This window comes from Amphritea atlantica, assembly GCA_024397875.1.
Taxonomy (GTDB): Bacteria; Pseudomonadota; Gammaproteobacteria; order Pseudomonadales; family Balneatricaceae; genus Amphritea; species Amphritea atlantica_B.
In genome coordinates, this window is the sequence record CP073344.1 from 1,587,943 (window position 1) to 1,609,954 (window position 22,012).

The 22,012-nt window shown below is 52.6% G+C and carries 26 protein-coding genes and 1 pseudogene; 14 read left to right on the top strand and 13 right to left on the bottom strand.

The annotated features are described in order from the left end of the window. The first annotated feature begins 80 nt into the window (after window positions 1-80). Genes hda through tcdA form a run of 5 tightly spaced genes read left to right on the top strand, consistent with a single transcriptional unit; the run spans window position 81 to window position 2,802 of the window. Window positions 81-785: a DnaA regulatory inactivator Hda gene (hda, locus tag KDX31_07180; GenBank protein UTW04773.1), complete on the top strand. Its 705-nt coding sequence runs from the start codon at window positions 81-83 to the stop codon at window positions 783-785. A gap of 19 nt (window positions 786-804) precedes the next feature. Continuing rightward, the gene (locus KDX31_07185) at window positions 805-1,041 is read left to right on the top strand and encodes a hypothetical protein (protein ID UTW04774.1); all 237 of its coding nucleotides are present in this window, start codon (window positions 805-807) and stop codon (window positions 1,039-1,041) included. Between the two features lie 15 nt (window positions 1,042-1,056). After that, window positions 1,057-1,752, top strand: a complete 696-nt coding sequence (locus KDX31_07190) for a TIGR01621 family pseudouridine synthase (GenBank protein ID UTW04775.1) — start codon at window positions 1,057-1,059, stop codon at window positions 1,750-1,752. Window positions 1,753-1,765: 13 nt separating this feature from the next. Continuing rightward, complete coding sequence (locus tag KDX31_07195) at window positions 1,766-1,981, top strand: hypothetical protein (GenBank protein UTW04776.1); 216 nt, start codon at window positions 1,766-1,768, stop codon at window positions 1,979-1,981. Window positions 1,982-1,995: 14 nt separating this feature from the next. Beyond that, window positions 1,996-2,802 carry a tRNA cyclic N6-threonylcarbamoyladenosine(37) synthase TcdA gene (tcdA, locus tag KDX31_07200; protein UTW04777.1) on the top strand — a complete coding sequence of 269 codons (807 nt, stop codon included), beginning with the start codon at window positions 1,996-1,998 and terminating at the stop codon, window positions 2,800-2,802. Between the two features lie 117 nt (window positions 2,803-2,919). Here tcdA and KDX31_07205 read toward each other — a convergent pair whose 3' ends face one another. Genes KDX31_07205 through arsC form a run of 4 tightly spaced genes read right to left on the bottom strand, consistent with a single transcriptional unit; the run spans window position 2,920 to window position 5,987 of the window. After that, window positions 2,920-4,602, bottom strand: a complete 1,683-nt coding sequence (locus KDX31_07205; GenBank protein ID UTW04778.1) for a SufS family cysteine desulfurase — start codon at window positions 4,600-4,602, stop codon at window positions 2,920-2,922. A gap of 15 nt (window positions 4,603-4,617) precedes the next feature. Then, complete coding sequence (locus tag KDX31_07210) at window positions 4,618-5,025, bottom strand: DUF2069 domain-containing protein (GenBank protein UTW04779.1); 408 nt, start codon at window positions 5,023-5,025, stop codon at window positions 4,618-4,620. Window positions 5,026-5,042: 17 nt separating this feature from the next. Further along, entirely contained in the window at window positions 5,043-5,639 is a 597-nt protein-coding gene (gene wrbA / locus KDX31_07215; protein UTW04780.1) for an NAD(P)H:quinone oxidoreductase, read from the bottom strand. Further along, a complete protein-coding gene (gene arsC / locus KDX31_07220; protein UTW04781.1) occupies window positions 5,640-5,987 on the bottom strand; it encodes an arsenate reductase (glutaredoxin) in 348 nt (115 codons plus the stop codon). A gap of 123 nt (window positions 5,988-6,110) precedes the next feature. On the opposite strand from arsC, the gene KDX31_07225 reads away from it, so the two are divergent. Both KDX31_07225 and KDX31_07230 read left to right on the top strand, forming a co-directional pair. Beyond that, window positions 6,111-7,346, top strand: coding sequence for a virulence factor BrkB family protein (locus KDX31_07225; GenBank protein UTW04782.1), 1,236 nt, complete (start codon window positions 6,111-6,113; stop codon window positions 7,344-7,346). A 130-nt stretch (window positions 7,347-7,476) separates the two neighbouring features. Next, a complete protein-coding gene (locus KDX31_07230) occupies window positions 7,477-7,746 on the top strand; it encodes an acylphosphatase (protein ID UTW04783.1) in 270 nt (89 codons plus the stop codon). Window positions 7,747-7,794: 48 nt separating this feature from the next. On the opposite strand, the gene KDX31_07235 is transcribed toward KDX31_07230, so the two are convergent. The 5 genes and pseudogenes from KDX31_07235 to KDX31_07255 form a co-directional block, all read right to left on the bottom strand. Then, entirely contained in the window at window positions 7,795-8,376 is a 582-nt protein-coding gene (locus KDX31_07235) for a lytic transglycosylase domain-containing protein (protein ID UTW04784.1), read from the bottom strand. A 40-nt stretch (window positions 8,377-8,416) separates the two neighbouring features. Further along, window positions 8,417-8,718, bottom strand: a pseudogene (locus KDX31_07240) (antibiotic biosynthesis monooxygenase). A gap of 35 nt (window positions 8,719-8,753) precedes the next feature. Beyond that, window positions 8,754-9,482 (bottom strand): hypothetical protein, encoded by a 729-nt coding sequence (locus KDX31_07245; protein UTW04785.1) that lies wholly within the window; start codon window positions 9,480-9,482, stop codon window positions 8,754-8,756. Window positions 9,483-9,576: 94 nt separating this feature from the next. Then, window positions 9,577-11,298 carry a proline--tRNA ligase gene (locus KDX31_07250; GenBank protein ID UTW04786.1) on the bottom strand — a complete coding sequence of 574 codons (1,722 nt, stop codon included), beginning with the start codon at window positions 11,296-11,298 and terminating at the stop codon, window positions 9,577-9,579. Window positions 11,299-11,404: 106 nt separating this feature from the next. Next, complete coding sequence (locus tag KDX31_07255) at window positions 11,405-12,826, bottom strand: hypothetical protein (GenBank protein UTW04787.1); 1,422 nt, start codon at window positions 12,824-12,826, stop codon at window positions 11,405-11,407. Window positions 12,827-12,938: 112 nt separating this feature from the next. Here KDX31_07255 and KDX31_07260 point away from each other — a divergent pair, with 112 nt between their 5' ends. Continuing rightward, window positions 12,939-13,445 carry a DUF3087 family protein gene (locus KDX31_07260; protein ID UTW04788.1) on the top strand — a complete coding sequence of 169 codons (507 nt, stop codon included), beginning with the start codon at window positions 12,939-12,941 and terminating at the stop codon, window positions 13,443-13,445. A gap of 76 nt (window positions 13,446-13,521) precedes the next feature. Here KDX31_07260 and KDX31_07265 read toward each other — a convergent pair whose 3' ends face one another. The 3 genes from KDX31_07265 to KDX31_07275 are packed head-to-tail and all read right to left on the bottom strand — an operon-like array spanning window position 13,522 to window position 15,419. Next, a complete protein-coding gene (locus KDX31_07265) occupies window positions 13,522-13,968 on the bottom strand; it encodes a GFA family protein (GenBank protein ID UTW04789.1) in 447 nt (148 codons plus the stop codon). Window positions 13,969-14,010: 42 nt separating this feature from the next. After that, window positions 14,011-14,862, bottom strand: coding sequence for a mechanosensitive ion channel (locus KDX31_07270; protein UTW04790.1), 852 nt, complete (start codon window positions 14,860-14,862; stop codon window positions 14,011-14,013). Between the two features lie 47 nt (window positions 14,863-14,909). Further along, complete coding sequence (locus KDX31_07275; protein ID UTW04791.1) at window positions 14,910-15,419, bottom strand: DUF523 domain-containing protein; 510 nt, start codon at window positions 15,417-15,419, stop codon at window positions 14,910-14,912. Window positions 15,420-15,690: 271 nt separating this feature from the next. On the opposite strand from KDX31_07275, the gene KDX31_07280 reads away from it, so the two are divergent. The 6 genes from KDX31_07280 to KDX31_07305 all read left to right on the top strand — a co-directional run bounded on the left by KDX31_07280 (window position 15,691) and on the right by KDX31_07305 (window position 21,496). After that, window positions 15,691-16,848, top strand: a complete 1,158-nt coding sequence (locus tag KDX31_07280; protein UTW04792.1) for an acyl-CoA dehydrogenase family protein — start codon at window positions 15,691-15,693, stop codon at window positions 16,846-16,848. Between the two features lie 8 nt (window positions 16,849-16,856). Further along, the gene (locus KDX31_07285) at window positions 16,857-17,996 is read left to right on the top strand and encodes a CoA transferase (GenBank protein UTW04793.1); all 1,140 of its coding nucleotides are present in this window, start codon (window positions 16,857-16,859) and stop codon (window positions 17,994-17,996) included. A gap of 103 nt (window positions 17,997-18,099) precedes the next feature. Next, on the top strand, window positions 18,100-19,755 hold the full coding sequence (locus KDX31_07290; GenBank protein ID UTW04794.1) for an AMP-binding protein: 1,656 nt from the start codon (window positions 18,100-18,102) through the stop codon (window positions 19,753-19,755). A gap of 2 nt (window positions 19,756-19,757) precedes the next feature. Beyond that, on the top strand, window positions 19,758-20,231 hold the full coding sequence (locus KDX31_07295; GenBank protein UTW04795.1) for a PaaI family thioesterase: 474 nt from the start codon (window positions 19,758-19,760) through the stop codon (window positions 20,229-20,231). A gap of 27 nt (window positions 20,232-20,258) precedes the next feature. Next, window positions 20,259-20,690, top strand: coding sequence for a PaaI family thioesterase (locus KDX31_07300; protein ID UTW04796.1), 432 nt, complete (start codon window positions 20,259-20,261; stop codon window positions 20,688-20,690). A gap of 2 nt (window positions 20,691-20,692) precedes the next feature. Next, window positions 20,693-21,496, top strand: a complete 804-nt coding sequence (locus tag KDX31_07305) for an alpha/beta hydrolase (protein UTW04797.1) — start codon at window positions 20,693-20,695, stop codon at window positions 21,494-21,496. Here KDX31_07305 and KDX31_07310 read toward each other — a convergent pair. Further along, window positions 21,489-21,962 carry a DUF1772 domain-containing protein gene (locus KDX31_07310; protein UTW04798.1) on the bottom strand — a complete coding sequence of 158 codons (474 nt, stop codon included), beginning with the start codon at window positions 21,960-21,962 and terminating at the stop codon, window positions 21,489-21,491. The genes KDX31_07305 and KDX31_07310 overlap by 8 nt on opposite strands. Window positions 21,963-22,012: the final 50 nt, after the last annotated feature.

A 22,012-nucleotide genomic window follows, 5' to 3' on the forward strand; every position in this document is an offset into this window, starting at 1 on the left:
AAAGCTTACACATTCAGAAACATTAAACGATGAGAAAAGGCCCGCTGCTCAGCTGCAGGCCTTAATAAGTATTGATATAGATGAGTAGTCCTGAACCGTTTCAGATACCTCTGGGTATCACACTGCGGGATGATGCCCGATTTGAGAATTTCCTTTGCCAGGGAAACGAACTGCTGTGCAATACCCTTGATCAGGCTGCCCGGGGTGAAGGGGAGCAGTATCTGTATATATGGGGTAACAGTGATAGCGGCTGTTCTCACTTGCTGCAAGCGGTTTGCCACGCCTCCGATCCGGTTGGGCGAACCGCTGTGTATCTGCCGCTGGATGAGCTGATGGATATGGGGCCTGGTGTACTTGAGGGAATGGAACACCTTGATCTGGTCTGCCTTGATCATATACAGATCATCGCGGGCAATAAGCAGTGGGAAGAGGGCGTATTTCATTTTTTTAACCGTATCAGGGCAGAAAATAACCGGCTGTTGGTGGCCGGTGACCGTGCTCCGCGACAACTCAGTCTCAACCTGCCCGATCTGGCATCAAGGCTTAGCTGGGGTATGGTATTTCAGGTGCATAATCTGGATGATGATGGCAAGGTGCGTGCCTTGCAGCTGCGCGCCCGGGGACGTGGATTTACGATCAGTGAAGAGGTCGCCTGGTTCCTGATCCACCGCGCCAGTCGCAGTATGGCTGATCTGTTTGAGTTGCTGGATAAGCTTGATTCAGCCTCGCTCAGCGCCAAACGTAAAGTTACAATTCCCTTCGTTAAGCAGGTCCTGGGTCTCTGATTCAGTAATACGGCGTATTATGAAGATTATTCTGGCGGGCTTTACATCTGATGTGACTGAAAGTGAGCTGAGGGAGATGTTGTCTCGTTACGCTGAAGTTGATGAGTTGGAGGTTATACCGGGTGATCTGCCGGAACAGACGGTTGCTATTCTGACTATCGAGGCCAGTAATGCTGAAGCGCACTGGGTCAGCCGTCGGCTGACCGGCCTGTACTGGCGTGGTCACTCCCTTCGGGCATACGTATCGCTGTTTTAAGCGAAGACAGGTATTATGCAGGCTTATTCACTGGTCGTTCAGACTGACGATTATCTGATTATTAATAAGGCGCCCGGTATCTCGGTTCATCGTGATGAAGCGGATACCGGCCTGTTGCAACAAATCTCGGCAGATCTTGATTGTGGCCCCCTCTATCTTGTCCATCGACTGGATAAGATGACCTCTGGTTTACTGATACTGGCCTGTCATGCTGAGGCCGCTTCTATACTCTCCCGGCAGTTTCAGGAAAGACGGGTAGAAAAATACTATATTGCACTGTCCGACCAGAAGCCACGCAAAAAGCAGGGGCTGATCAAGGGTGATATGGAGCGAACGCGCCGGGGCAGCTGGAAACTCTCTACCGGTCAGAGCAATCCTGCCGTTACCCGTTTTTTTAGTTGTTCGCCAGCGCCTGGATTGCGGCTGTTTCTGCTGCGACCCTTGACCGGTAAAACGCATCAGCTTCGGGTTGCCCTGAAAAGCATCGGTGCGGCCATTCTTGGTGATCAGCGTTATCATGGTGCAACACCGACAGAGACCGACCGGGGATATCTGCATGCCTGGGGCGTGGCATTTGACTGGCAGGGTGAGCGATGTGAATATCTGTGTGATCCGGATATCGGTGAGCTATTTCTTCAGCAGGCGGTAAAACAACAGCTCGAAAACTGGAAGCCGCCTGCCAGTCAGGCCTGGCCTGCATCGAAAAAATGATTTGAGGAATCCAATGCAAGAAGATCGAGTTGAACGGGACTTCAGTGCCCGTAGCGAGGAAGAGCAGCAGGCGTTTCTGCAGGAAACCTGGTGTGATCACTGTCAGGAAGCGAATCTTGGGATGAAAAATCCGCAGGAATATCTCTATAAAGGGATTGTGTTTATCGAGGGTGAGTGCAATCGCTGTGCTAATGTTGTGCTCACAGAACTGACTGACGATGACTTCTAAGGCCTGTTATTCATATGTCTGACGCTTTTAATCAACGTTTTGGCGGCATTCAGCGGCTTTACGGGATGGCTGGAGCAGAGCTGTTTCGCCAGGCGAATGTCTGTGTTATTGGTATTGGTGGCGTGGGTTCCTGGGCGGCTGAAGCGCTGGCACGGTCGGCTATCGGCAAAATAACGCTGATCGATCTTGATGATATCTGCATCACTAACACCAACCGGCAGATACATGCACTGGATAGCACCATCGGTGAGCCAAAAACCGAGGTGATGGCCTCGCGTATTCGACAGATCAATCCAGAATGTCAGGTTGAGCTGGTGGATGACTTCATTACTCTGGAGAATATTCCACAGCTGATCGGTCATCAGTTTAACTATGTGATTGATTGTATCGACAGTGTAAAAGAGAAGGCGGCACTGATCGCCCACTGTAAACGCAATAAAATTCTGGTCATTACCGTCGGTGGTGCGGGTGGCCAGACAGACCCCACACAGATCAATATTACCGATCTGAGTAAAACCAACCATGACCCTCTGGCGGCTAAAACACGCTCGTTACTGAGACGTTATTACAATTTCAGTAAAAGCGGGCGGCGTTTTGCGGTGGATTGTGTCTATTCAACTGAACAGCTGGTCTATCCTCAGTCGGATGGCAGTGTCTGCCAGATGAAGTCGGTTGCTGACGGTAATACCCGTCTCGATTGTAGTGGTGGATTTGGTGCTTCCACCTGCGTCACGGCTACGTTTGGTTTTGTCGCGGTATCCCGCGTGCTGCAAAAGATGCTGGAAAGGGCAGAGCGCGAAAAGCAGGGTAGCTCAGCTTAATAAGACTGATCTGAGAGGCTGGCTGGCGATGAGCGTTGACCTTTCAGATCAGGGTCTTCAGACGTAATACGATCATGGTCGCTGACGCGTTGCGGGCCTGACATTCCTTATAGGTCCTTAGGCTGAAGCCTGCCGGGCACTCTCTCTCACTGCTTCTATAATGGCTTTCAGGCCATTGCCCCTGGATGGGCTAAGATGACGGGTTAAATTTAGCTGGGAAAAATAATCCTCGATATCAAACGCCAGAATCTCATCAGGCTGGCGCCCATTCAGAGCCGCCAGTACCAGCGCTATCAGACCGCGAATGATGCGGGCATCGGAATCAGCGGCAAACCATAAAGCCCCTTTATCATCACGACTGACCCGCAGCCAGGCATCGCTTTCACAGCCGTTAATGCGGTCTTGCTCTCTCTTCATCGTCGAGGTGAAAGCGGGGAGTTGTTTGCCCAGTTGCATAATCTCCCGATAACGGTCATTCCAGCTTTTTAGTGGGGTCAGCTGTGAAATAATGTCACTGTTACGGATCTCCCTGCCAAATGGAGAATCGTCAAAGATCGATTGCTCCGATACGGTTTCGGCTACTGCAAAACTGCGGCCCAGGCTAATCTGCTCGAGCACGCGGGCAAAGCGTTCCACCTCTTCCATCGTATTGTAAAAGCAGAAGGATGCTCTGACTGTGCCGGGCAGGCCCAGTCGTTCCATGAGTGGCATGGCACAATGATGACCGGTTCGCAGGGCGATCCCCTGTTGATCCAGCATCAGACCGATATCCTGCTGATGATGGCTGCTGAGCTGGAAAGAGAGGATTGACGCGCAGGCGGTGGGGTTGCCGATACGACTGAAACCGGGGATCGCTGAGCATAGCTCAACGGCCCTGTTCATCAATGCCCGCTCATGGTGTGCGAGTGCTTTACGGTCCAGCGCCGTCAGAAAACGAATCGCCTCCGCCAGCCCCAGGGCGCCACTGATATTGGGTGTGCCCGCCTCAAACTTAAACGGCAGGTCGTTATAGGTGGTACCACTGAATGATACCCGTTTGATCATCTCGCCCCCGGCCTGCCAGGGCGGCATCGTTTCCAGCAGCGTCTTGCGCCCGAAGAGTACGCCGATGCCGGTGGGCGCAAAGAGTTTATGCCCGGAAAACAGATAGAAATCGCACCCCAGTCGCTGCACATCGATTTCAAGGTGGGGAGCGGCCTGGGCTCCGTCGATAATCACTATCGCGCCAAACGCCTTGGCCTGACGCACCAGACCGGCGACCGGATTGATGGTCCCCAGTGCATTTGAGATATGGGTGAGGCTGACGATGCGGGTTTTGTCGTTCAGCAGTGCGCTGAAGCGTTGCAGATTAAGGTCGCCGTTATCATTGATCGGTACTACCCGGATCAGCGCACCGGTTTGTTCAGCGACAATCTGCCAGGGCACAATATTGGCGTGGTGTTCAAGCTCCGTCAGCAGAATCTCATCGCCGGGTTTCAGCTGTGGGCGGGCATAACTCTGCGCGATCAGGTTGATCCCCTCGGTGGTCCCGCGGGTCCAGATGATCTCCTGCTCAGAAGCGGCATTGATGAACTGCTGTACCGTGGTGCGGGCCGCTTCAAACGCGCTGGTCGCCTGCTCGCTCAGCTGGTGTGCCCCACGATGGACGTTGGCGTTTTGATAGCGATAGAAGCGCTCTACTGCGTTGATAACCACTTCCGGTTTCTGGCTGGTCGCTGCATTATCCAGATAGATCAGAGGATGGTCATTTACCTGCTGTTGCAGTGCCGGAAACTGTTGCCTGATTGAGTCTAGATCCACAAGTTATTCCTGATTTCAGTCTTTCGCTGTGCTGTTCTGAGGTGCACTGTTGCGGAGTTTATTCAGCTGACTTTGCCAGCGTGCAAACATCATGGCCGCAATAAAGAGTGTCATCACCAGCAGGGTTTCTGCCAGACCGAGCATAGCGCTGCTGTGGGCGGACATGGCGATATTGACTGAATGCATAAAGTAAACCGTGATGAAAAAGCATAACCAGATATGACCCCGCAGGTGCTTTTTCAGAATGGCCGGATAAAACAGCAGCAGGGGCACCGTCTGGAACGCCCATATACTATAGGGACTGGCATTATCAGGCGGAGAAAGTACCAGATGCCATGCCGTCAATAGCAGCAGCAGCCCGAAATAGCTGAAGAGAGTGGCGGCGCGGCTGATGGCCACTTTTTTTACGAGTGTTTCGTGCATTGTTTGATCCTGACGTTTTAATCGTGTAACTGAAGGGCCAGACGGCCAAGTCGTTTACCTTGTGCAAGGCAGAGAGCGGCTTCAGTATCATCCAGTGGCTGATCACTGTGCTGACCCGCCAGATGGGTTGCCCCGTAAGGGGTGCCGCCACTTTGGGTATTAATCAGCTCAGGCTCACTATAGGGCAGGCCACAGATCACCATGCCATGATGCAGCAGTGGCAGCATCATCGTTAACAGCGTGCTTTCCTGGCCACCATGAAGGCTGGAGCTGGAGCTGAATACCGCAGCGGGTCTGTCGATCAGTGAGCCACTGAGCCACAGACTGCTGGTGGAATCGATAAAGTATTTCAGCGGTGCTGCCATATTACCAAACCGGGTCGGGCTGCCCAGTGCAAGGCCTGAGCAGTTTTTCAGATCCTCTTCGGTGCAGTAGAGATCACCGGTTGCCGGAATAGTGTCTTCGGTCGCCTCGCAATTTGCAGAGATGGCGGGCACGGTTCGCAGGCGCGCTTCAATTCCGCTCTGCTCTATACCATGGGCGATCTGACCGGCCATGGCGCGGGTTGCACCATGGCGACTGTAGTAAAGCACCAGAACGTAGGCGTTCGACACTCAGAGAATCTCCAGCACAGATTCCGGGGGACGACCGATGCGGGCTTTATCATTGCTGATCACGATCGGGCGCTCAATCAGACGGGGGAACTGTACCATCAGAGCGATAATCTGCTGATCACTCAGGTCGGTGTCCTTCAGGTTGTTCTCTTTGTACTCATCTTCGCCTTTGCGAAGCAGCTCGCGGGGGGTAATCCCCAGCTGTGTGATCACTTCGGTGAGTTCTTCAGCCGAAGGCGGGTTTTCCAGATAGAGGCGCACCTGCGGGGTGACATTGTTCTCTTCCAGCAGCGCCAGTGTTGCGCGGGATTTAGAGCAGCGTGGATTGTGATAGATTTCAACAGTCATGGAACTTATCCTGTTTGTAACGGCAGATAGATAGGTAATGCGATATTGTATACAGCTTAGCTACCCGCCAAAAGAGCAGCAGGGTATTATATCGTTTTAATTCATCGACACAGGATCGTTGTGATGAGTAATCATCTGTTTACCCTGCGGGGAATCTGGCATTTTATTAGCTATCTTGTGCGCCAGTTTGTCCGTAATCAGGGGGTGCTGAATGCCTCTGCGCTGACCTATACCACGTTGTTTGCGGTGGTGCCGCTGATGACGGTGTCCTATGCAATGCTGGCAGCAATTCCTTCTTTTCAGGGGGGCGGAGAGCAGTTGCAAGGGTGGATCTTCGAAAACTTTGTGCCGGCCACCGGTGCGGTAGTGCAGGAATACCTGAGTGATTTTGCCGCCCAGGCAAGTAAACTGACCGCGGTCGGCCTGATCTTTCTGTTTATTACCTCTATCATGATGATGAAAAATATTGAGGCAGCGTTTAATCGTATCTGGCGGGTCAGTGAGCCGCGTAAAGGGATGTCGAGTTTTCTGCTTTACTGGGCGGTCCTGAGTCTCGGTCCTCTTCTGATCGGAGTGGGACTTCTGGTCAGCTCCTATATCGCCTCGCTGTCACTGTTTACCAGTGCCACCGAACTGGTCGGTCGGGCCCGATTACTGGCGGTATTACCGTTGCTGATGTCCGCCGCGGCATTCACATTGCTCTATGCTGCCGTACCGAACTGCAAGGTACCCCTGCGCAATGCGGTCATTGGTGGCCTGGTCGTCGCCATCTTGTTTGAGACCGCAAAGCGGGCATTTGCGTTTTTTGTCACCCAGTTCCCTTCTTATGAGCTGATTTACGGGGCATTCGCCGCCGTACCGCTGTTTCTGGCCTGGATCTTTATCTCCTGGACTATTATCTTGCTGGGCGCAGAGTTGAGCCGGGCGCTGACGGTCTATCGCGATCAGCGGCGGGGCAGGCATTTTTCCCATCTGCATACCATGGTGTCGGTATTGCAGCGACTCTGGCAGGCGCAACAGAAAGGCGAGGCGCTTTCTGACCGGCAGTTGTTGCAGCAGGTGGAGGGGCTTGAACAGAGTGAGTGGGACAGTTATAACGTTATTTTACTGGATGCTGCGGTGATCAGTCGCACTGACCGCGGGGATTATCTGCTGGCCCGGGATATGGGCAGTTTTACGCTGGATCAGCTCAATCAGCTGCTTCCCTGGCCGTTACCCGAGAGCGCAACAATGGAGGCGGCCAGTGGCTGGCAGAGCGAGCTCAATAAACGCTTACGCACTCTGAATAAGGAGCGGCAGCAGCAGCTGAACCTGACGCTCGAGGAGCTTTTTACGCATAGCCAGACGGCTGCCGGGTGAGTAGGGGGCAAAATTACGGAACGTCGCAGAATTGATGGGCTTGATTAATAAAAAGTAAGCTCGGCTGTATTTAACTCAGCACTTTTTAACTGAATATTTTTTAACTCAATCAGATGGGGGGATCGCAAATATGCAGTGTTTACATGCCTTGGTGAGCGGTCGCGTGCAGGGCGTATGGTTTCGCCAGTCCACACTGGAGGTTGCTCAGGCAAATGGTTTGACAGGCTGGGTTCGCAACCTGGACGATGGCCGGGTTGAGGTGATGGCCTGTGGTAAGGAGCCTGGTCTGATGCAGCTTGAATCCTGGTTAACTATTGGTCCCGAGCTGGCCACCGTTGCTGAGGTTAAGGGTGCACGCGTGGAGGCGACTGAGGAATATAGTGGATTTGTCATTCGTTGAACGGAGTTAACTGCTAAAAAAACCGGCACATGGTCGGTTTTTTCGTCTTCAGTCTTCGTAGCGCCGCTGATTGCGATACACTTTTTCCGGATACCAGACCTTACCGTAACTGCCGTTATAGCGTGCCAGGGCTTCCGTCAGATTACCTTTGGAGCGTTTCAGATAGTACTTCAGAATAGTGGCGCCGTAGCGCAGATTGGTTTTGATGTTGGTCAGATTATCATCGTTCCGGCCGATCTCTTTCTTCCAGAAAGGCATCACCTGCATCAGCCCCTGAGCGCCGACCACGGATACTGCAAACCGATTAAACAGACTCTCCGTGTGTATCACGCCCAATAGTAGTGACACGGGTAATTCGACCCGCCGGGCTTCGGCATGCACCGTTCTGAGAATCTCTATTCTTTCGAGATCACTGGTAACGTAGCGCTGGGTTCGACCCGACATATCAGTGAGCCAGACCTCGGCAGCAAAACGGTCTTCAAAGCTGCTGCTTTCAGCAAATGCCTGCTTAAGCGCCTCCCGTAGCTGAGGATCAACTTCCTGTGTTGCCGCCAACAGCGGCAATGAGAGCAGCATCAACAAAAATGTTATTGTCAGTCGCACAGAAAGAGTCCTATCTATCGTAAACATGATTAAGTTGTTATCGTCGTGTAAGCCCGTCGGTAGCTGTTCAGAGAACAGTTTCAAAACCCTCGAACTGTGGCGGACCCAGGTAGATATCCCTGCGGCTACCCGCATTCGCATGGGCTTTTTTAAATGCGTCGGATTTTAGCCAGCCTTCAAATGCAGCTTTATCCTGCCATACAGCATGGGAAGACATCAGCGTGTAATCCTCTGTGCTTTCTCCCTGTAGCAGGTTGAAGGAGATAAACCCGGGCACCGAGTCAAGATGGCTGTCACGGTTTTGCCAGATCTGATAAAATCCTGCTCATGGCCCGGTTTTATTCTGAAGCGGTTCATTGCGATATACATATGAGTCTGGTTCCTTTCTGTCAGTGCGCTGGAAATTACTTTCCGCGCAGTATTTTAATCATGTTAATAATGCTTTGCTCCGACGGTTTTTTCCAGCCCTGGTTCTTCAGTTTCTCCAGAACGGCTACCGCTTTGGGCTCATCAGCCATGGTTTCAAGCGCTTCCCGCAAACAGCCTGTTTGGTGTTTAAGCTGTGGCGCGATCATCAGCAGGGGAAATGCTTTGCAAAGGTTGCTGCGGGCCAGAAGGTTAACCGATGTCAGGCTCAGCGATGAGAGCTGATCGATAAAGTTCTTACTCAGTAGAGCATAGGGCAGGTTACCCTGTTGTACCGCTTTAAGAAGCTGCAGCCAGTTGTCGGCGTTTTCCATCGATGCTGGCCGAATTTGCTTCTGCGTCAGCGTAGTAAGTCCCAGTCGGTTGGCAAAAGTACCTTTAATGCCACCCAGCGGGTTATCCTGAATACCATTTAAGCAATGAACTGAGGCTGCCGGTCCAGATACAATCACTACTTCTTCATACACCCCGACAGGCTGCATCAATGGACTGAAACTGAAATCCCGTATCAGTCTGGGGATAAGCTCAGGAGAACAATAAATGATATCAGCGTGGGGTATTTGTTGGTGAAACTCTTCTGCAGTGGAGGTGATCAGCGGGCTGACAGTGAGGTTGCAGTGACGACTCAGATAGATTGAAAATTCGTACCAGCGCTCAGAGTCGTGGGCGGTATCATTGGGTGGCGTCAGAAGCCGGGCTTTATCCATAAGCAGATACCGGAGCAGAATTTATTGACCGCACAGGGCGACATTGTGAAATACTGGCGTTAAAAAAAAGCAGGCCAGAGGCCTGCTTTTCGCTTTACTTAGTCACCGTGCGCTCGATGAATGCGTTGAGCTCGGCCAGGAGGATCTCCTGTTTATCAGTATCCCGGCGACCTTTGTACTCCAGAGTGCCGGCTTCGAGACCCCGGTCGGAGATTACGATCCGGTGCGGGATGCCCATCAGCTCCATATCTGCCATCTTAACGCCCGGGCTGACCTTAGCGCGGTCATCCAGAATAACTTCGTAACCCGCCTGAGTCAGTGCTTCATAGAGCTTGTCAGCCTGTTCACGCACCGCTTCAGACTTCTCATACTTCAGCGCGACCAGCGCGATAGTGAAAGGTGCGATCGCTTCCGGCCAGGTTATACCGCGGTCATCGTAATTCTGCTCGATAGCTGCCGCTACCACCCGGGTCACACCAATACCGTAGCAGCCCATATCCATGGTCACCGCTTTACCATTTTCATCAAGAACATTAGCATTCAGGGCTTTGGCATACTGTTGACCCAACTGGAAAATATGGCCTACTTCGATACCGCGGCGGATGATGATTTTACCCTTACCGCACGGACTCGGATCACCTTCCACGACGTTGCGCAGGTCGGCGACTTCCGGCAGGGCAACATCACGATCCCAGTTGATCCCAAAATAGTGTTTGCCTTCAATATTGGCACCCGCACCAAAGTCAGACATCTGTGCAACGGTACGGTCTATAATGCAGGGAATCGGCAGATTTACCGGGCCCAGAGACCCCGGACCTGCGCCGATCAGCGCTTTGATCGACTCTTCATCAGCCATCTCCAGAGGCGTTGCAACCTGTGATAGTTTTTCCGCCTTGATCTCGTTGAGATCATGATCTCCACGCACCAGTAAGGCAACAAACTCTGCATCGCACTCATCAGACGCTTTTACAAACAGGGTCTTAATGGTTTTTTCGATCGGCAGGCCATGCTGTTCCACCAGTTGGGCGATGGTTTTAGCGTTGGGTGTATCAACCAGTGTCATCGCTTCGGTCGGTGCGGCACGTTCGCCCGCAGGGGCCAGCGCTTCAGCTTTCTCAATATTCGCTGCGAAGTCACTGCTGTCGGAAAACGCGATATCATCTTCACCGGAATCCGCCAGAACATGGAATTCATGGGATGAATTGCCGCCAATTGAGCCGTTATCAGCCAGTACCGGACGGTAGTCGAGGCCAATACGGTCAAAGATGTTGCAGTAGGTCTGATGCATCAGATCATAGGTCTGTTGCAGCGACTCCAGATTGCAATGGAAGGAGTACGCATCCTTCATAATAAACTCACGCGAACGCATGATGCCAAAGCGTGGCCGAACCTCATCACGGAATTTGGTCTGAATCTGATAGAAGTTTGCAGGCAGCTGCTTATAGCTGTGAATCTCGTTGCGAACCAGATCAGTGATCACCTCTTCGTGGGTTGGGCCAACACAGAATTCACGGTTGTGGCGGTCATGCACACGCAGCAGTTCAGGACCATATTTTTCCCAGCGACCGGATTCCTGCCACAGTTCAGCCGGTTGAATCGCTGGCATCAGCACTTCCTGAGCACCGGACTTATCCATCTCTTCACGCACAATCCGTTCTACTTTACGCAGTGTCCGCAGACCGGTTGGCAGCCAGTTATAGAGGCCGGCGGCCACTTTACGGACCATTCCTGACCGCAGCATTAGCTGGTGGCTGATAACTTCGGCATCAGACGGGGTTTCTTTCAGTGTGGCAATCAGAAATTGGCTGGCTCGCATAGATTTTATAAACCTGAAATCGGATAGATAATTTTAGCCGAACATTGTATGTCCCCCTCCGGCCTGGGACAAGAGTCGGAAAGAAGGAAAAAAGCAGAAAACCGGTTTATTCGCCCCCTACACCCAGTTTTTCCAGAATCAGCGGGTCATCAAAGTGGAGATTGCCGACAAAGCGGATGGCATGGTCTCCGGGACGCCGTAAAGCCCCGGGGTTGCTGATTCCCATAGGCCAGAATAGCCAGCGTTCCAGTCGTTCAGAGCCCGGTACGAAGCCCTGCCGGTTGAATATTGAGTGTCGGGCGTCCGCTTTTTTCAGCTGTAGCAAATCGGTGAATGGCTCAAGCTGATACTGTTTAATGTCAGGGGAGGGCTGATCATTCCTCTGGCTTGCAATGAGCAGATGAGAGTCCGCGGTCAGAGAGATACGTTGGCGGCCTTTGTCGGTGCGTAATACAAAGGTGGGTTCACGGTAGACACCGCTTTTAGCTGAATAGCTTTGCTCTTTTGGCAGAATAAGACTGTACCAGCAGCCGCACAGATGCACGCTGTCATAGGCCAGAATATCGCCGGATTGTGTCAGGTGTACCCGAAACAGAACGGCATCGTGCTGTCCTGCTACCAGATCAAGACTGTTTGCCGGGGGACGTTCAGGAAACCAGATAAGATAGTTCAGTTGCAGGGTGATCTGGTTTCGGTAGATGCCATGGCTGATATAGGTAAAGCTGACCGGTTGCTGTATCACGCTGAGTTCATCGTTATCCCAGTAGGGAGTACCCGGGCGGTTAACCGGTGCATTATCGGGTAATTGCCACAGGGGGGCGTGATATTCAAGCAGCGCCTGCAGCAGGGCAGGCGTGAGTGAGGGGATGCCCAGACTGTTGCGAGAGACAGAGTTCATATCGGGTGCGGTTGTCGGTGTTGTTGGCGGCCCATAGGTGATCCAGTCACTGTTTTTCAGCTTTTCCGGTTGTTGATGTAGCCAGTTATGTTCGCGTATGACGCCCTGTTTAAACAGTAAAGCGGTCAGCGGATAGAGCCCGGCAATTCTGGCCAGAGGCTGATAGTCGTGGTCTTCGGGTAAGCTTTGCAGCCATTCACGGGTATCATCAGACGTCTGCATCTGGCGTTGCGCCAGCTTCTGGCTGCAGTCATCGATAAAACTGTCGGGGTGCGCAACACTGAAGTTGTGCTGCCACTGCTGCAGCTGGGAAGTGGGCAGGAGCCTGCTTTCAAACGTAAGGCTGGTTGCGGCCAGCTGCGACATGTTGCTGAGCAGGTCGCTTAACTGTTGTGCACTGAGATCTTGCTGGCGAAAATAGTCAAACAGCCGGTTGCTGCGCAGCCAGGGCGCGCCAGCGACCAGTTCCCCCTGCTGAATGCCAGTATATCTCAGACTCAGTTGTTGCAACCCGGTGAGTGCTGAAACGCAGTTGTCGGAGGCCGCTGTTTCGGGCAGTACGGGTTGCGGATTCAGACTGCATCCTTCAATGAGAAAGACAAACAGCGGAATCAGGATGACCTTGTACATTTACAGTGCTCTCCGGGTATTTTCATGTGTTGTGTAAGATAGTTGATCTGCTACCTTGGAGCTACTCTCTGCAGGTACTATAATCGCGGCATTCTTTATTCAGGTAAAAAATATGCAGCTGAAACAGATTAATAAAGAGCGTTATAGTAAACACTACAAACAGATTATGATCGGTATCGTAATCCTGCTTGCGACGATAGCGTTATCCGTATCCACTCTGCTGATTCAACTGACCGGCAGTCCGGATGGCAGCAATTTCTGGCTCAATGTCAGCGGTGTTGTGGTCGGGGGTATTGTCGTGATTTCGCTCCTGCGTCGTTACCGTCATCATGAGTATATGTATGAAGTGATCTATGTCTGGGATCTGAAACAGATGCTCAACAAAATCTATCGTAAGCAGAGAAAGATAAAAGCGGCCATTGAGAACGGGGACCGGGATGCGATGGTGATCATGAACTGGAGTTATAACGGTTCTGAGCAACTCTATAATCTGGACAACAATACCATCACGATGGAGGATCTGCACCGCTCGATGAGAGAGCTGGAGCAGACCATTGAACAGCATGGTTTTAGCGTCACAACCGATGACTTTAGTCCGCAGATGCTGGATAAATTCTGATAAAAATTCAGTCAGTAAAAAAGGCCTCCAGGGGCCTTTTTTATTGACTGAGTTTTGTCAGTAGATCTGAGCCGTTCTACTTTCGAACCGGGCCTTCGGAAAAGCACTCCAGTTCGCTGCCGGGTTCATACCAGCAGGCGCGGTAGTCGAAAAATATATTGCGACGCGGCCGGACACCCGGATCCTGATCCAGAGTACCAGCCGGAATGGCAATGTTGTCGGCACCTTTCACCTCCCAAGGCAGGGATGAGCCACAACGGCTACAGAAACAGGAGGCATAGAACTGAGCTTCAGGCACCTCGTAACGTGTCACCAGTTCGGCCCCACTGAGCCAGCTAAACTGATCGGGTTTCACAAACATGAATGAACCATGGGCGCTGCCGGATGTTTTCTGGCAGCGGGAGCAGTGACAGTATTGAAAGCCGCGGGGTGTTCCGCTGAACTGGTAGCTTACCGCACCACAAAGGCAGCTGCCTTTTACTGTTGCGTCTGTCGCCTTATCTGCGCTGGTTATAGTGCTCATAGCCGCTCCACTGTGTTGTTCTGCTGCTGTCAGGTTACCGCATTACAGTACTTTGGGTTCTTCCTCGGGCCGGGACGTTTTCAGTGTGACTTCCCGTTGTGGGAATGGAATTTCAACCCCGGCCTCTCTGAATGCAGTGTAAACTGCGCGGTTGATCTGAAACTGTAACTCAAACTGCTGCTTGGTCGGAACCCAGTACCGATAGGCAATATTAACCGATGAATCACCGAAATCGGCGATGCCAACCTGAGGGGCCGGGTCCTGAACGATAGCGGGGTTGGCATGCAGTTGCTGACTGATTAGCCTGATAGCACTGTCAGGACTGGCCGAGTAACTGATGCCGATGGATGCTTCGACAAGGGTATTTTCAAATGAATTGATCAGTACTTCGCCGACAATATGCTTGTTGGGAATGGTTATAATTTCACCATCCTCAGTTGAAAGCTGGGTATAGGCCAGACGGATCTCTTCAACAACACCACAGACATCATTGCAGCGGATCGTATTGCCAACCACAAAAGGGCGGGTGAGGATGATGGTGAAACCGGCACCGTAGTTAGAAAACACGCCCTGGAGCGCCAGCCCGATACTGAGGGATATGGCACCGATAGCGGCGATAAAGGGGGCAACACTGATGCCAAACTTACCCAGACAGATCACGGCGACCATGGCGATGAGTAACAGCTTGACGGTGCTGCTGATAAAGTTACTCAGTGTGACATCGACATTATGTCTCAGGCAGACCCCGAGGGTCAGCTTGCCAATCCAGCGGGCGATGATGAGGCCGATGATCAGAATAATGATCGCACCGATCACCTGAAAACTATAGTTAACAAAGAAATCAATAATCAGGGTGTAAAATTGCGTCAGCGTGGCCAGCTCGTCCTTGATCATGGACGGGTCTCCTGTTTCTGGTGCCTTCATCATGAAGGCAAAGTCATCTAGCTGGCGCAGCGTCGGGAGTCGGATTCACCGCTATCCAGCAACTCAATAAATTCGATCAGCTGATCGAGCTGCCTTTCATTGTATACCGGAAATCCGTTTCGCATAAGCTCATCAGCGGTCGCGCCAGACCCCGCCTTTATCGTGCCGCTGAAGTTGCCATCGTAGACTTCGAGGTTACCACATGAGGGGCTGCGGGATTTGAGCAGAGCGCAACAGCAATCTTCACGTTGTGCTATTTCCAGGGTTTTCTCGGCGCCCGCGAGAAACTGCGGGGTCACATCTTCGCCCTCATTGCTGGTGATACGCAGGGGGAATTTATCCTGAATTTCTGCGGGAGCGCGCGGGGTAGGGAGTCCACCTTCCTGCTCCGGGCAAACCGGTACCAGACGTTGTTGTTGCTGCATGCGTTGGATGAAATCGCTATCTATCAGATTGTCTCTGCCGTCATAACGGACTTTGCAACCTAACAGACATGCACTGATCAGTATTTTATTTTTCTTATTCATAATTCAGTTGGTGCATATGTGTGACTGTTTATAACGGTGCGGATTCTAACAGTTAATACTTTCAGGGCAATGAAACTAACGCTTAAAGGTGACATTAGTATGATCTGAGGCAGTTTCATTGCCGCATCAGGTCGTTTGAAACACGAAAATTTTTCAATTTTTTGTTTACGAATCGCGCTTATTTGGGGTATATACTTAGGGGAATACCCTTATTTGGTTCCGGATGATGATTTCCGGGCGGGGTGCAGATAATAAAAACCAGGAATACCCGATGGATCTGAATCTTACCGAAGAGCAGCAGATGATTCAGGATGCCGCCCGCCGCTATGCGGAGAGTGCGCTGGCGCCTGTTGCTGAGCAGCTGGATCAAACCAAAGATCGAAACATTCTTACCGGCCACTGCAGAGAGCTCGCCGAGCTGGGCTTTATGGGGCTCAACATCGATGCGCAGTATGGCGGCACTGAAGCGGGAACAGTGGCCTTCAGTCTTGCTATCACCGAGATCGCCCGGGCCTGTGCATCGACTGCTGTCACTATGTCAGTGACCAACATGGTCGCTGAGGTAATCCAGGTGGTTGGCAGCGAAGAGCAGAAACAGCACTACCTGCCAAAAATCTGTAGTGGTGAATATCTGAGTGGCAGCTTCTGTCTGACTGAAGCCGGGGCCGGTTCAGACCCGGCTTCGATGCGAACCAAAGCGGTAAAAACTGACAATGGCTGGGCGATTAGCGGCACTAAGCAGTGGATCACCAGTGCTGAGTTTGCCGGTGTTTTTGTGGTGTGGGCTGTGACCGATCCTGAGGCAAAAAAAGGCAAAGGGATTACCTGTTTTCTGGTGCCTGCCGATGCTGCCGGGATCACAGTCGGACCTGCTGAGAAGAAGATGGGGCAGCATGGTTCGGCCACCAATGAAGTGCATTTTGATGGCTGTGAAGTCCCGGATAATGCCATTCTGGGTAAGCTGAATGATGGCTTCAGAATCGCCGTGGCTGAACTGGCAGGCGGACGTATCGGTATCGGATCTCTGGCACTTGGTGTGGCACAGGCTGCTATGGAATATGCGATCGCCTATACCAAAGAGCGTAAACAGTTTGGCAAGCCAATCGCTGATTTTCAGGGATTGCAATGGATGATTGCTGATCGCATGACAGAGCTGGAAGCGGCAAGGTTGCTGTTGATGAGTGCCGCTGACCGGAAACAGCGGGGGCTGAGCTTCGCCAAAGAAGCATCGATGGCAAAACTGTTTGCCAGTGAAAAAGCTAATCAGGCCTGTTACACCGCCTTACAGCTGTTGGGAGGCTATGGCTATATGCAGGAATATCCACTGGAGCGGATGACCCGCGATGTCCGGATCACCTCAATCTATGAGGGCACCAGTGAGGTACAGCGTTTGATTATCGCCCGTGAAATTCTTCAGGCGGCGGGTTGAGGTCGGTTTTGAAAACACCACTCAAAGGCCTGAAGATACTCGATCTTTCTACTCTGCTACCGGGTCCTTACGCGAGCATGCTGCTGGCTGACCTGGGGGCCGATATTTTGCGCGTGGAGTCGGCATCCCGGCACGATCTGGTGCGGGGCATGAAGCCTCAGGTCGATGGTCAGTCAGCAGCGTTCAGTTATCTGAACCGAGGCAAACAGTCGCTGGCTCTGAATCTGAAGCATCCCGCTGCTGTGGGTGTCATAAGTCAGCTGGTGGGTGAATACGATATTCTGCTCGAGCAGTTTCGTCCCGGGGTGATGGCGCGTCTGGGGCTGGATTATGAGACGCTGAAGCAGGTTAATCCGCAGCTGATCTATTGTTCCCTTACCGGTTACGGACAGACCGGCCCCTATCGCGACAGGGCCGGCCACGATATTAATTACCTGGCTCTGTCCGGCGCAGCCAGCCATATGGGGCGCAAAGCCTCAGGCCCGGCACCGATGGGACTGCAGGTGGCTGATGTCGCTGCGGGTTCACATCCAGCCGTGATAGCGATACTGGCTGCAGTGATTGGTCGGCAGAACAGTGGTGAAGGCTGCTATCTGGACATTTCAATGGCCGATAACACCCTCGCGTTGCAGGCGTTGATGGTTCCCGCGGCGCTGAATGGCGGCAGTGATCCCGAACCGGAAGGAAACTTTCTCAATGGTGGCGGCTTTTATGATTACTACCGGACAGCAGACGATCGTTATATCTCGGTCGGCAGTCTGGAACCTCAGTTTCGCCAGCGGCTGGCGCAGGTTATGAACATTCAGGACAACCCGCCACTGCAAGATCGCCAGTTTAAGACATTACTGCAACAAAAATTTATTCACCGTGATCTGGATAGCTGGTGCGAGTTGCTGGCCGGGCTGGATATCTGCGTTGAACCGGTGTTAAGCGTATCTGAAGCGGCACAACACCCTCAGTTTATCGCCCGGAATATGATTGTCACCCGTGACAACGGCGAGCGGCAAATCGACTCTGCGCTGGGATTTGACAAACAACCGGTCAGGCCCGCGCCCCTGAGTGGTGAACAGGCAGAACAGATTATGCAGCGGCTGGGCTATAGCCGCAGCGAAATTGAAACCCTCAGAAATGATGGTTTGTTTGATTAGATTAAGATGATTTAAAAGTGCAAATAAAGGGATGAACCTGTGTGCGGGATAAATGTAGTTTTCCCTCAGCAGGGCCTTAATAAACATAATAATGAGGCAAGAAATGACTATTGCTAACTATCAGGAATTCTACGATTCCTTTACTCCCTCCCTCATTGAGGAACAACTGATCGGTGATCTGAAACAGGGGTTTAATGTCTGTGAAGAGATCTGTGACCGCTGGGCGGAAGACCCATCCAGAGTGGCGCTGAACTATGAAGGGGTCAGCCGGGCTGCTTCCAGTCACACGTTTGCGGAGCTTCAGCAAAGGTCTGCGCAGTTCGCCAATCTGCTGGCTGCCAGAGGTATCGGCAAGGGTGACAGAGTTGCCTGTCTGATGCCAAGGACGCCTGAACTGCTGGTGGTTGTGCTGGGGGTTCTGCGGGCGGGGGCGGTTTATCAGCCGCTGTTTACCGCGTTCGGTAGCGGGGCAATAGAGTACCGTGTCACTCAGGCAGAGACAAAACTGGTGGTCACAGACCCGGACAATGTCGCCAAACTGGATGCTGTAAATGGTTGTCCGCCCGTACTGCTGTTTAACCGCGCCAGTGCCGATGCGAAATATGCTGAGCTGGCCGATTTTGAAGCCGAACTGGCGGCGCAGGAGGCGGTGTTTGAGCCCGTAAGAATTGGTGCCGATGATCCTTTTTTACAGATGTTTACCTCGGGTACCGTGGGCAAAGCGAAAGGGGTAGCGGTACCTGCCCGGGCGCTGCTGTCCTTTTATGTGTATATGCGTTACGCCATTGGACTGCATCCGGAAGATCAATACTGGAACGTGGCTGATCCTGGTTGGGCGTATGGGCTGTATTATGCCGTTGTCGGGCCCTTGTTGCTGGGCAACACCACTCATTTCAATGAAAACGCGTTTACCCCGGAAACCACTTACGCAATGCTGCGTAAATATAAAATAACCAATCTGGCGGCAGCTCCCACGGCCTATCGTCTGCTGATGGCAAATGACAGTCTGCTGACAGCGGAAGACCGTTTCGATCTGCGTGTGGCGAGCAGTGCGGGTGAGCCCCTTAATCCCGAAGTGATCGGCTGGGTCGAACGCCGTCTGGGGTGTCCGGTGATGGATCATTACGGTCAGACCGAAACCGGTATGACCGCATGCAACCACCATGATCTGGAACAGCGAATTGTGCGGGTGGGTTCAATGGGTTTCTCAATGCCGGGACACCGGGTTGTAGCCCTGGATAACGATCTGAATGAGCTGGGCGAAGGGCAGATAGGTGAGCTGGCAGTGGATATGGAAAAGTCACCGCTGTTTTTCTTCCCGGGCTATACCTGGGGCGAGAAAAACCCGTTCCGCGGCAAATACTATCTGACCGGCGATGTGGTAATCAGTCACGGTGATGGCAGCTACTCGTTCAACGGGCGTGACGACGATATCATCACTACGGCGGGCTACCGGGTCGGGCCATCGGATGTTGAGAGCACACTGCTGGAGCATGAGGCGGTTGCTGAAAGCGGCGTGATCGGTAAACCGGACCAGGAGCGGGGGGCGATCATCAAAGCCTATGTGGTGCTCAAATCACAGTATGATCCCAGTGATGAGCTGGCAGCGGAGCTGAAAAACCATGTTCGCAGCCGCTTGTCGACCCATGCCTTCCCACGCGAGATCGAGTTTATGGCGGAACTGCCGAAAACCCCCAGCGGTAAGATTCAGCGGTTTATCCTGCGTAACCGGGCCAAAGATGAAGCGGATGGTTTGTGAGAATGGCCGTTGAACAGGACTCTTTACCGACGGAGTACCGGATACGCAATCCGGGCTTCGCGGCGGAGGTCGAACGGGTTTTTTACCAGGCGCCGTTTGTCAGGGATCTTGGCTTTAAGCTGATCAGCTTTGAAGCCGGGCGCTGTGAAACGGAACTGCTACTGCAGGAAAAACATCTGCAGCAGGACGGCTATGTGCATGCCGGGGTGCAGGCCACTCTGGCGGATCATTCTGCCGGTACCGCCGGGGCAACGTTGCTGGCACCGGGCCAGATCGTGCTGACAGCAGAGTTTAAAATTAATCTGCTGCGGGCGGCTAAAGGTGAAAGTTTACGCTGCCGCGCCTGGGTACTGAAACCGGGTAGGAGTCTGATCATCGCCGAATCGGAGATTTACTGTCTTAATAAAGAAAGGGCAGAGCTGGTTTCAAAGGCAACAGTGACGCTGGCGGTGGTCGAGGCTGCAAAGAAAACATAAATAATAATAACGAGGCGGAGTATCTCTATGCCTGTAATGACCATTGAACAGATGAGCCGCTTTCTGGCTGAGCATTTTCCTCAGGGTGAAAAATTCGGTGTGCTGACCGGATTGGGGGATAACTGGGCTGAGATGAAGCTGCCGGTAGATGATGAACATCTGCGTCCCGGGGGCACCGTCTCCGGACCGTCGATGATGGCGTTAGCGGATGTCTGCATGTATGCCGCGTTGCTGGGACGGATCGGTCCGGTAGCACTGGCGGTGACCACCAACCTGAATATCAATTTTATGAGCAAGCCCCGGCCCGATGCTGATCTGCTGGCTCGCTGCAGTCTGATGAAGGTGGGCAAACGACTGGCCGTCGGCGAAGTCTGGATTCGTTCTGAAGGCAGCGATGAGCTGGTGGCGCATACCACGCTGACCTATTCGATACCGGCGTCAGCATCTGCGGAGTGCTGATCATGGATGATATCAGGTGGCAGGAAAGGCTGCTGACACTGGATGATGGTACCGAGATATTTGCCGTGCACGGGCAGCATCACCATAACGAAGGGTGGGACCGGCCCACGCTGGTATTACTGCATGAAGCGCTGGGTCATATCGATATGTGGAAGGACTTTCCGCAACAGCTGGCGGATCAAACCGGGCTGGATCTGTTGGTCTATGAACGCCGTGGTTATGGCCGTTCATCACCGATTACCCTGCCACGCCCCGATGATTATCTCGAGCAGGAGGGACGTGACTGGCTGGCGCCTGTGCTGGATGCTGCCGGATTGGATGAGGTTGTACTGGTGGGCCACAGTGATGGTGGTTCCATCGCTCTGGTCGCTGCGGCCTGTCTGCCGGACAGGGTGGTAGCCATTATTACCGAAGCGGCCCATATCCGTATCGATCCATTAACCACCGCCGGTATTCATGAGGCAGTTGCACTTTATAACAGCACCGATCTGCCGCAACGTTTGGCCCGCTATCATGGTGAACGCACCGATCTATTGTTCCGCGCCTGGCATGAAACCTGGCTGCGGGAACGGTTTCAACCGCTGGATCTGAGCGGTTATTTAAACGATATCCGCTGCCCGGCGCTGATTATTCAGGGGGAGGGTGATCAGTATGGCGAACGGTCACAGGTTGAGGATATTGTCAGCGGCATAGGTGACAAGGCCGGGGCGCTGTTTATACCTGATTGTGGTCATGTGCCACACCTGCAGGCGAGAGACGCAACGCTGCAAGCGATGAAAGAATTTATCGAGTCGCTGGCTATCTGATGTGCTGTGTCAGCGCCAGTAAGTAAAGCAGACAGGCGGTCAGTGAGCTAAGGGTGCGAATATGGTTCCAGCGGGTCCAGTAGATGAGGTAATGCTGCCAGACCTGCGATGAATTATCTGTAGCCATATCCCGCAGTTGGTTATTCAGCGGGACGTTGAATACTATTGTGCAGGCCAGCATACCCAGCAGATAAACACCCCCAGCACTGGGTACCCACGGCGATACAGAGCTGGCAAACAGTATCAGCAATAGTGCAAGTCCGCTTGAGCCAAAAAACAGCGGTATAAATGCGGACTTTATAATCACCCGGTTGATGCTATTCATAGCGGCTATACCCATTGGATAGGGAAGTGCCTGTAAAGCCGTCATAACAAACATGGAAAACGCGAAATAGATGCCTGCCATCAATCCAGTACTGATGGCGGCCGCCCACAGGGCCGGTTCGATAATAGATTCAGATATCATTATGGTTACACCTTCTGACTTAACCCTTGGTTGTTATTTATCAGCGTTTA

What these genes read in the sequence shown, in the direction of transcription:
- KDX31_07185 (UTW04774.1), top strand. Translation starts at nt 805, where the DNA reads ATGAAGATTATTCTGGCGGGCTTTACATCTGATGTGACTGAAAGTGAG.
- KDX31_07305 (UTW04797.1), top strand. Translation starts at nt 20,693, where the DNA reads ATGGATGATATCAGGTGGCAGGAAAGGCTGCTGACACTGGATGATGGT.
- KDX31_07300 (UTW04796.1), top strand. Translation starts at nt 20,259, where the DNA reads ATGCCTGTAATGACCATTGAACAGATGAGCCGCTTTCTGGCTGAGCAT.
- KDX31_07275 (UTW04791.1), bottom strand. Translation starts at nt 15,419, where the DNA reads ATGAATAAGAAAAATAAAATACTGATCAGTGCATGTCTGTTAGGTTGC.
- hda (UTW04773.1), top strand. Translation starts at nt 81, where the DNA reads ATGAGTAGTCCTGAACCGTTTCAGATACCTCTGGGTATCACACTGCGG.
- KDX31_07270 (UTW04790.1), bottom strand. Translation starts at nt 14,862, where the DNA reads ATGATCAAGGACGAGCTGGCCACGCTGACGCAATTTTACACCCTGATT.
- KDX31_07290 (UTW04794.1), top strand. Translation starts at nt 18,100, where the DNA reads ATGACTATTGCTAACTATCAGGAATTCTACGATTCCTTTACTCCCTCC.
- KDX31_07190 (UTW04775.1), top strand. Translation starts at nt 1,057, where the DNA reads ATGCAGGCTTATTCACTGGTCGTTCAGACTGACGATTATCTGATTATT.
- KDX31_07195 (UTW04776.1), top strand. Translation starts at nt 1,766, where the DNA reads ATGCAAGAAGATCGAGTTGAACGGGACTTCAGTGCCCGTAGCGAGGAA.
- KDX31_07250 (UTW04786.1), bottom strand. Translation starts at nt 11,298, where the DNA reads ATGCGAGCCAGCCAATTTCTGATTGCCACACTGAAAGAAACCCCGTCT.
- KDX31_07260 (UTW04788.1), top strand. Translation starts at nt 12,939, where the DNA reads ATGCAGCTGAAACAGATTAATAAAGAGCGTTATAGTAAACACTACAAA.
- KDX31_07230 (UTW04783.1), top strand. Translation starts at nt 7,477, where the DNA reads ATGCAGTGTTTACATGCCTTGGTGAGCGGTCGCGTGCAGGGCGTATGG.
- KDX31_07210 (UTW04779.1), bottom strand. Translation starts at nt 5,025, where the DNA reads ATGCACGAAACACTCGTAAAAAAAGTGGCCATCAGCCGCGCCGCCACT.
- KDX31_07295 (UTW04795.1), top strand. Translation starts at nt 19,758, where the DNA reads ATGGCCGTTGAACAGGACTCTTTACCGACGGAGTACCGGATACGCAAT.
- KDX31_07245 (UTW04785.1), bottom strand. Translation starts at nt 9,482, where the DNA reads ATGGATAAAGCCCGGCTTCTGACGCCACCCAATGATACCGCCCACGAC.
- KDX31_07265 (UTW04789.1), bottom strand. Translation starts at nt 13,968, where the DNA reads ATGAGCACTATAACCAGCGCAGATAAGGCGACAGACGCAACAGTAAAA.
- KDX31_07310 (UTW04798.1), bottom strand. Translation starts at nt 21,962, where the DNA reads ATGATATCTGAATCTATTATCGAACCGGCCCTGTGGGCGGCCGCCATC.
- KDX31_07225 (UTW04782.1), top strand. Translation starts at nt 6,111, where the DNA reads ATGAGTAATCATCTGTTTACCCTGCGGGGAATCTGGCATTTTATTAGC.
- KDX31_07235 (UTW04784.1), bottom strand. Translation starts at nt 8,376, where the DNA reads ATGTTTACGATAGATAGGACTCTTTCTGTGCGACTGACAATAACATTT.
- KDX31_07255 (UTW04787.1), bottom strand. Translation starts at nt 12,826, where the DNA reads ATGTACAAGGTCATCCTGATTCCGCTGTTTGTCTTTCTCATTGAAGGA.
- arsC (UTW04781.1), bottom strand. Translation starts at nt 5,987, where the DNA reads ATGACTGTTGAAATCTATCACAATCCACGCTGCTCTAAATCCCGCGCA.
- tcdA (UTW04777.1), top strand. Translation starts at nt 1,996, where the DNA reads ATGTCTGACGCTTTTAATCAACGTTTTGGCGGCATTCAGCGGCTTTAC.
- KDX31_07280 (UTW04792.1), top strand. Translation starts at nt 15,691, where the DNA reads ATGGATCTGAATCTTACCGAAGAGCAGCAGATGATTCAGGATGCCGCC.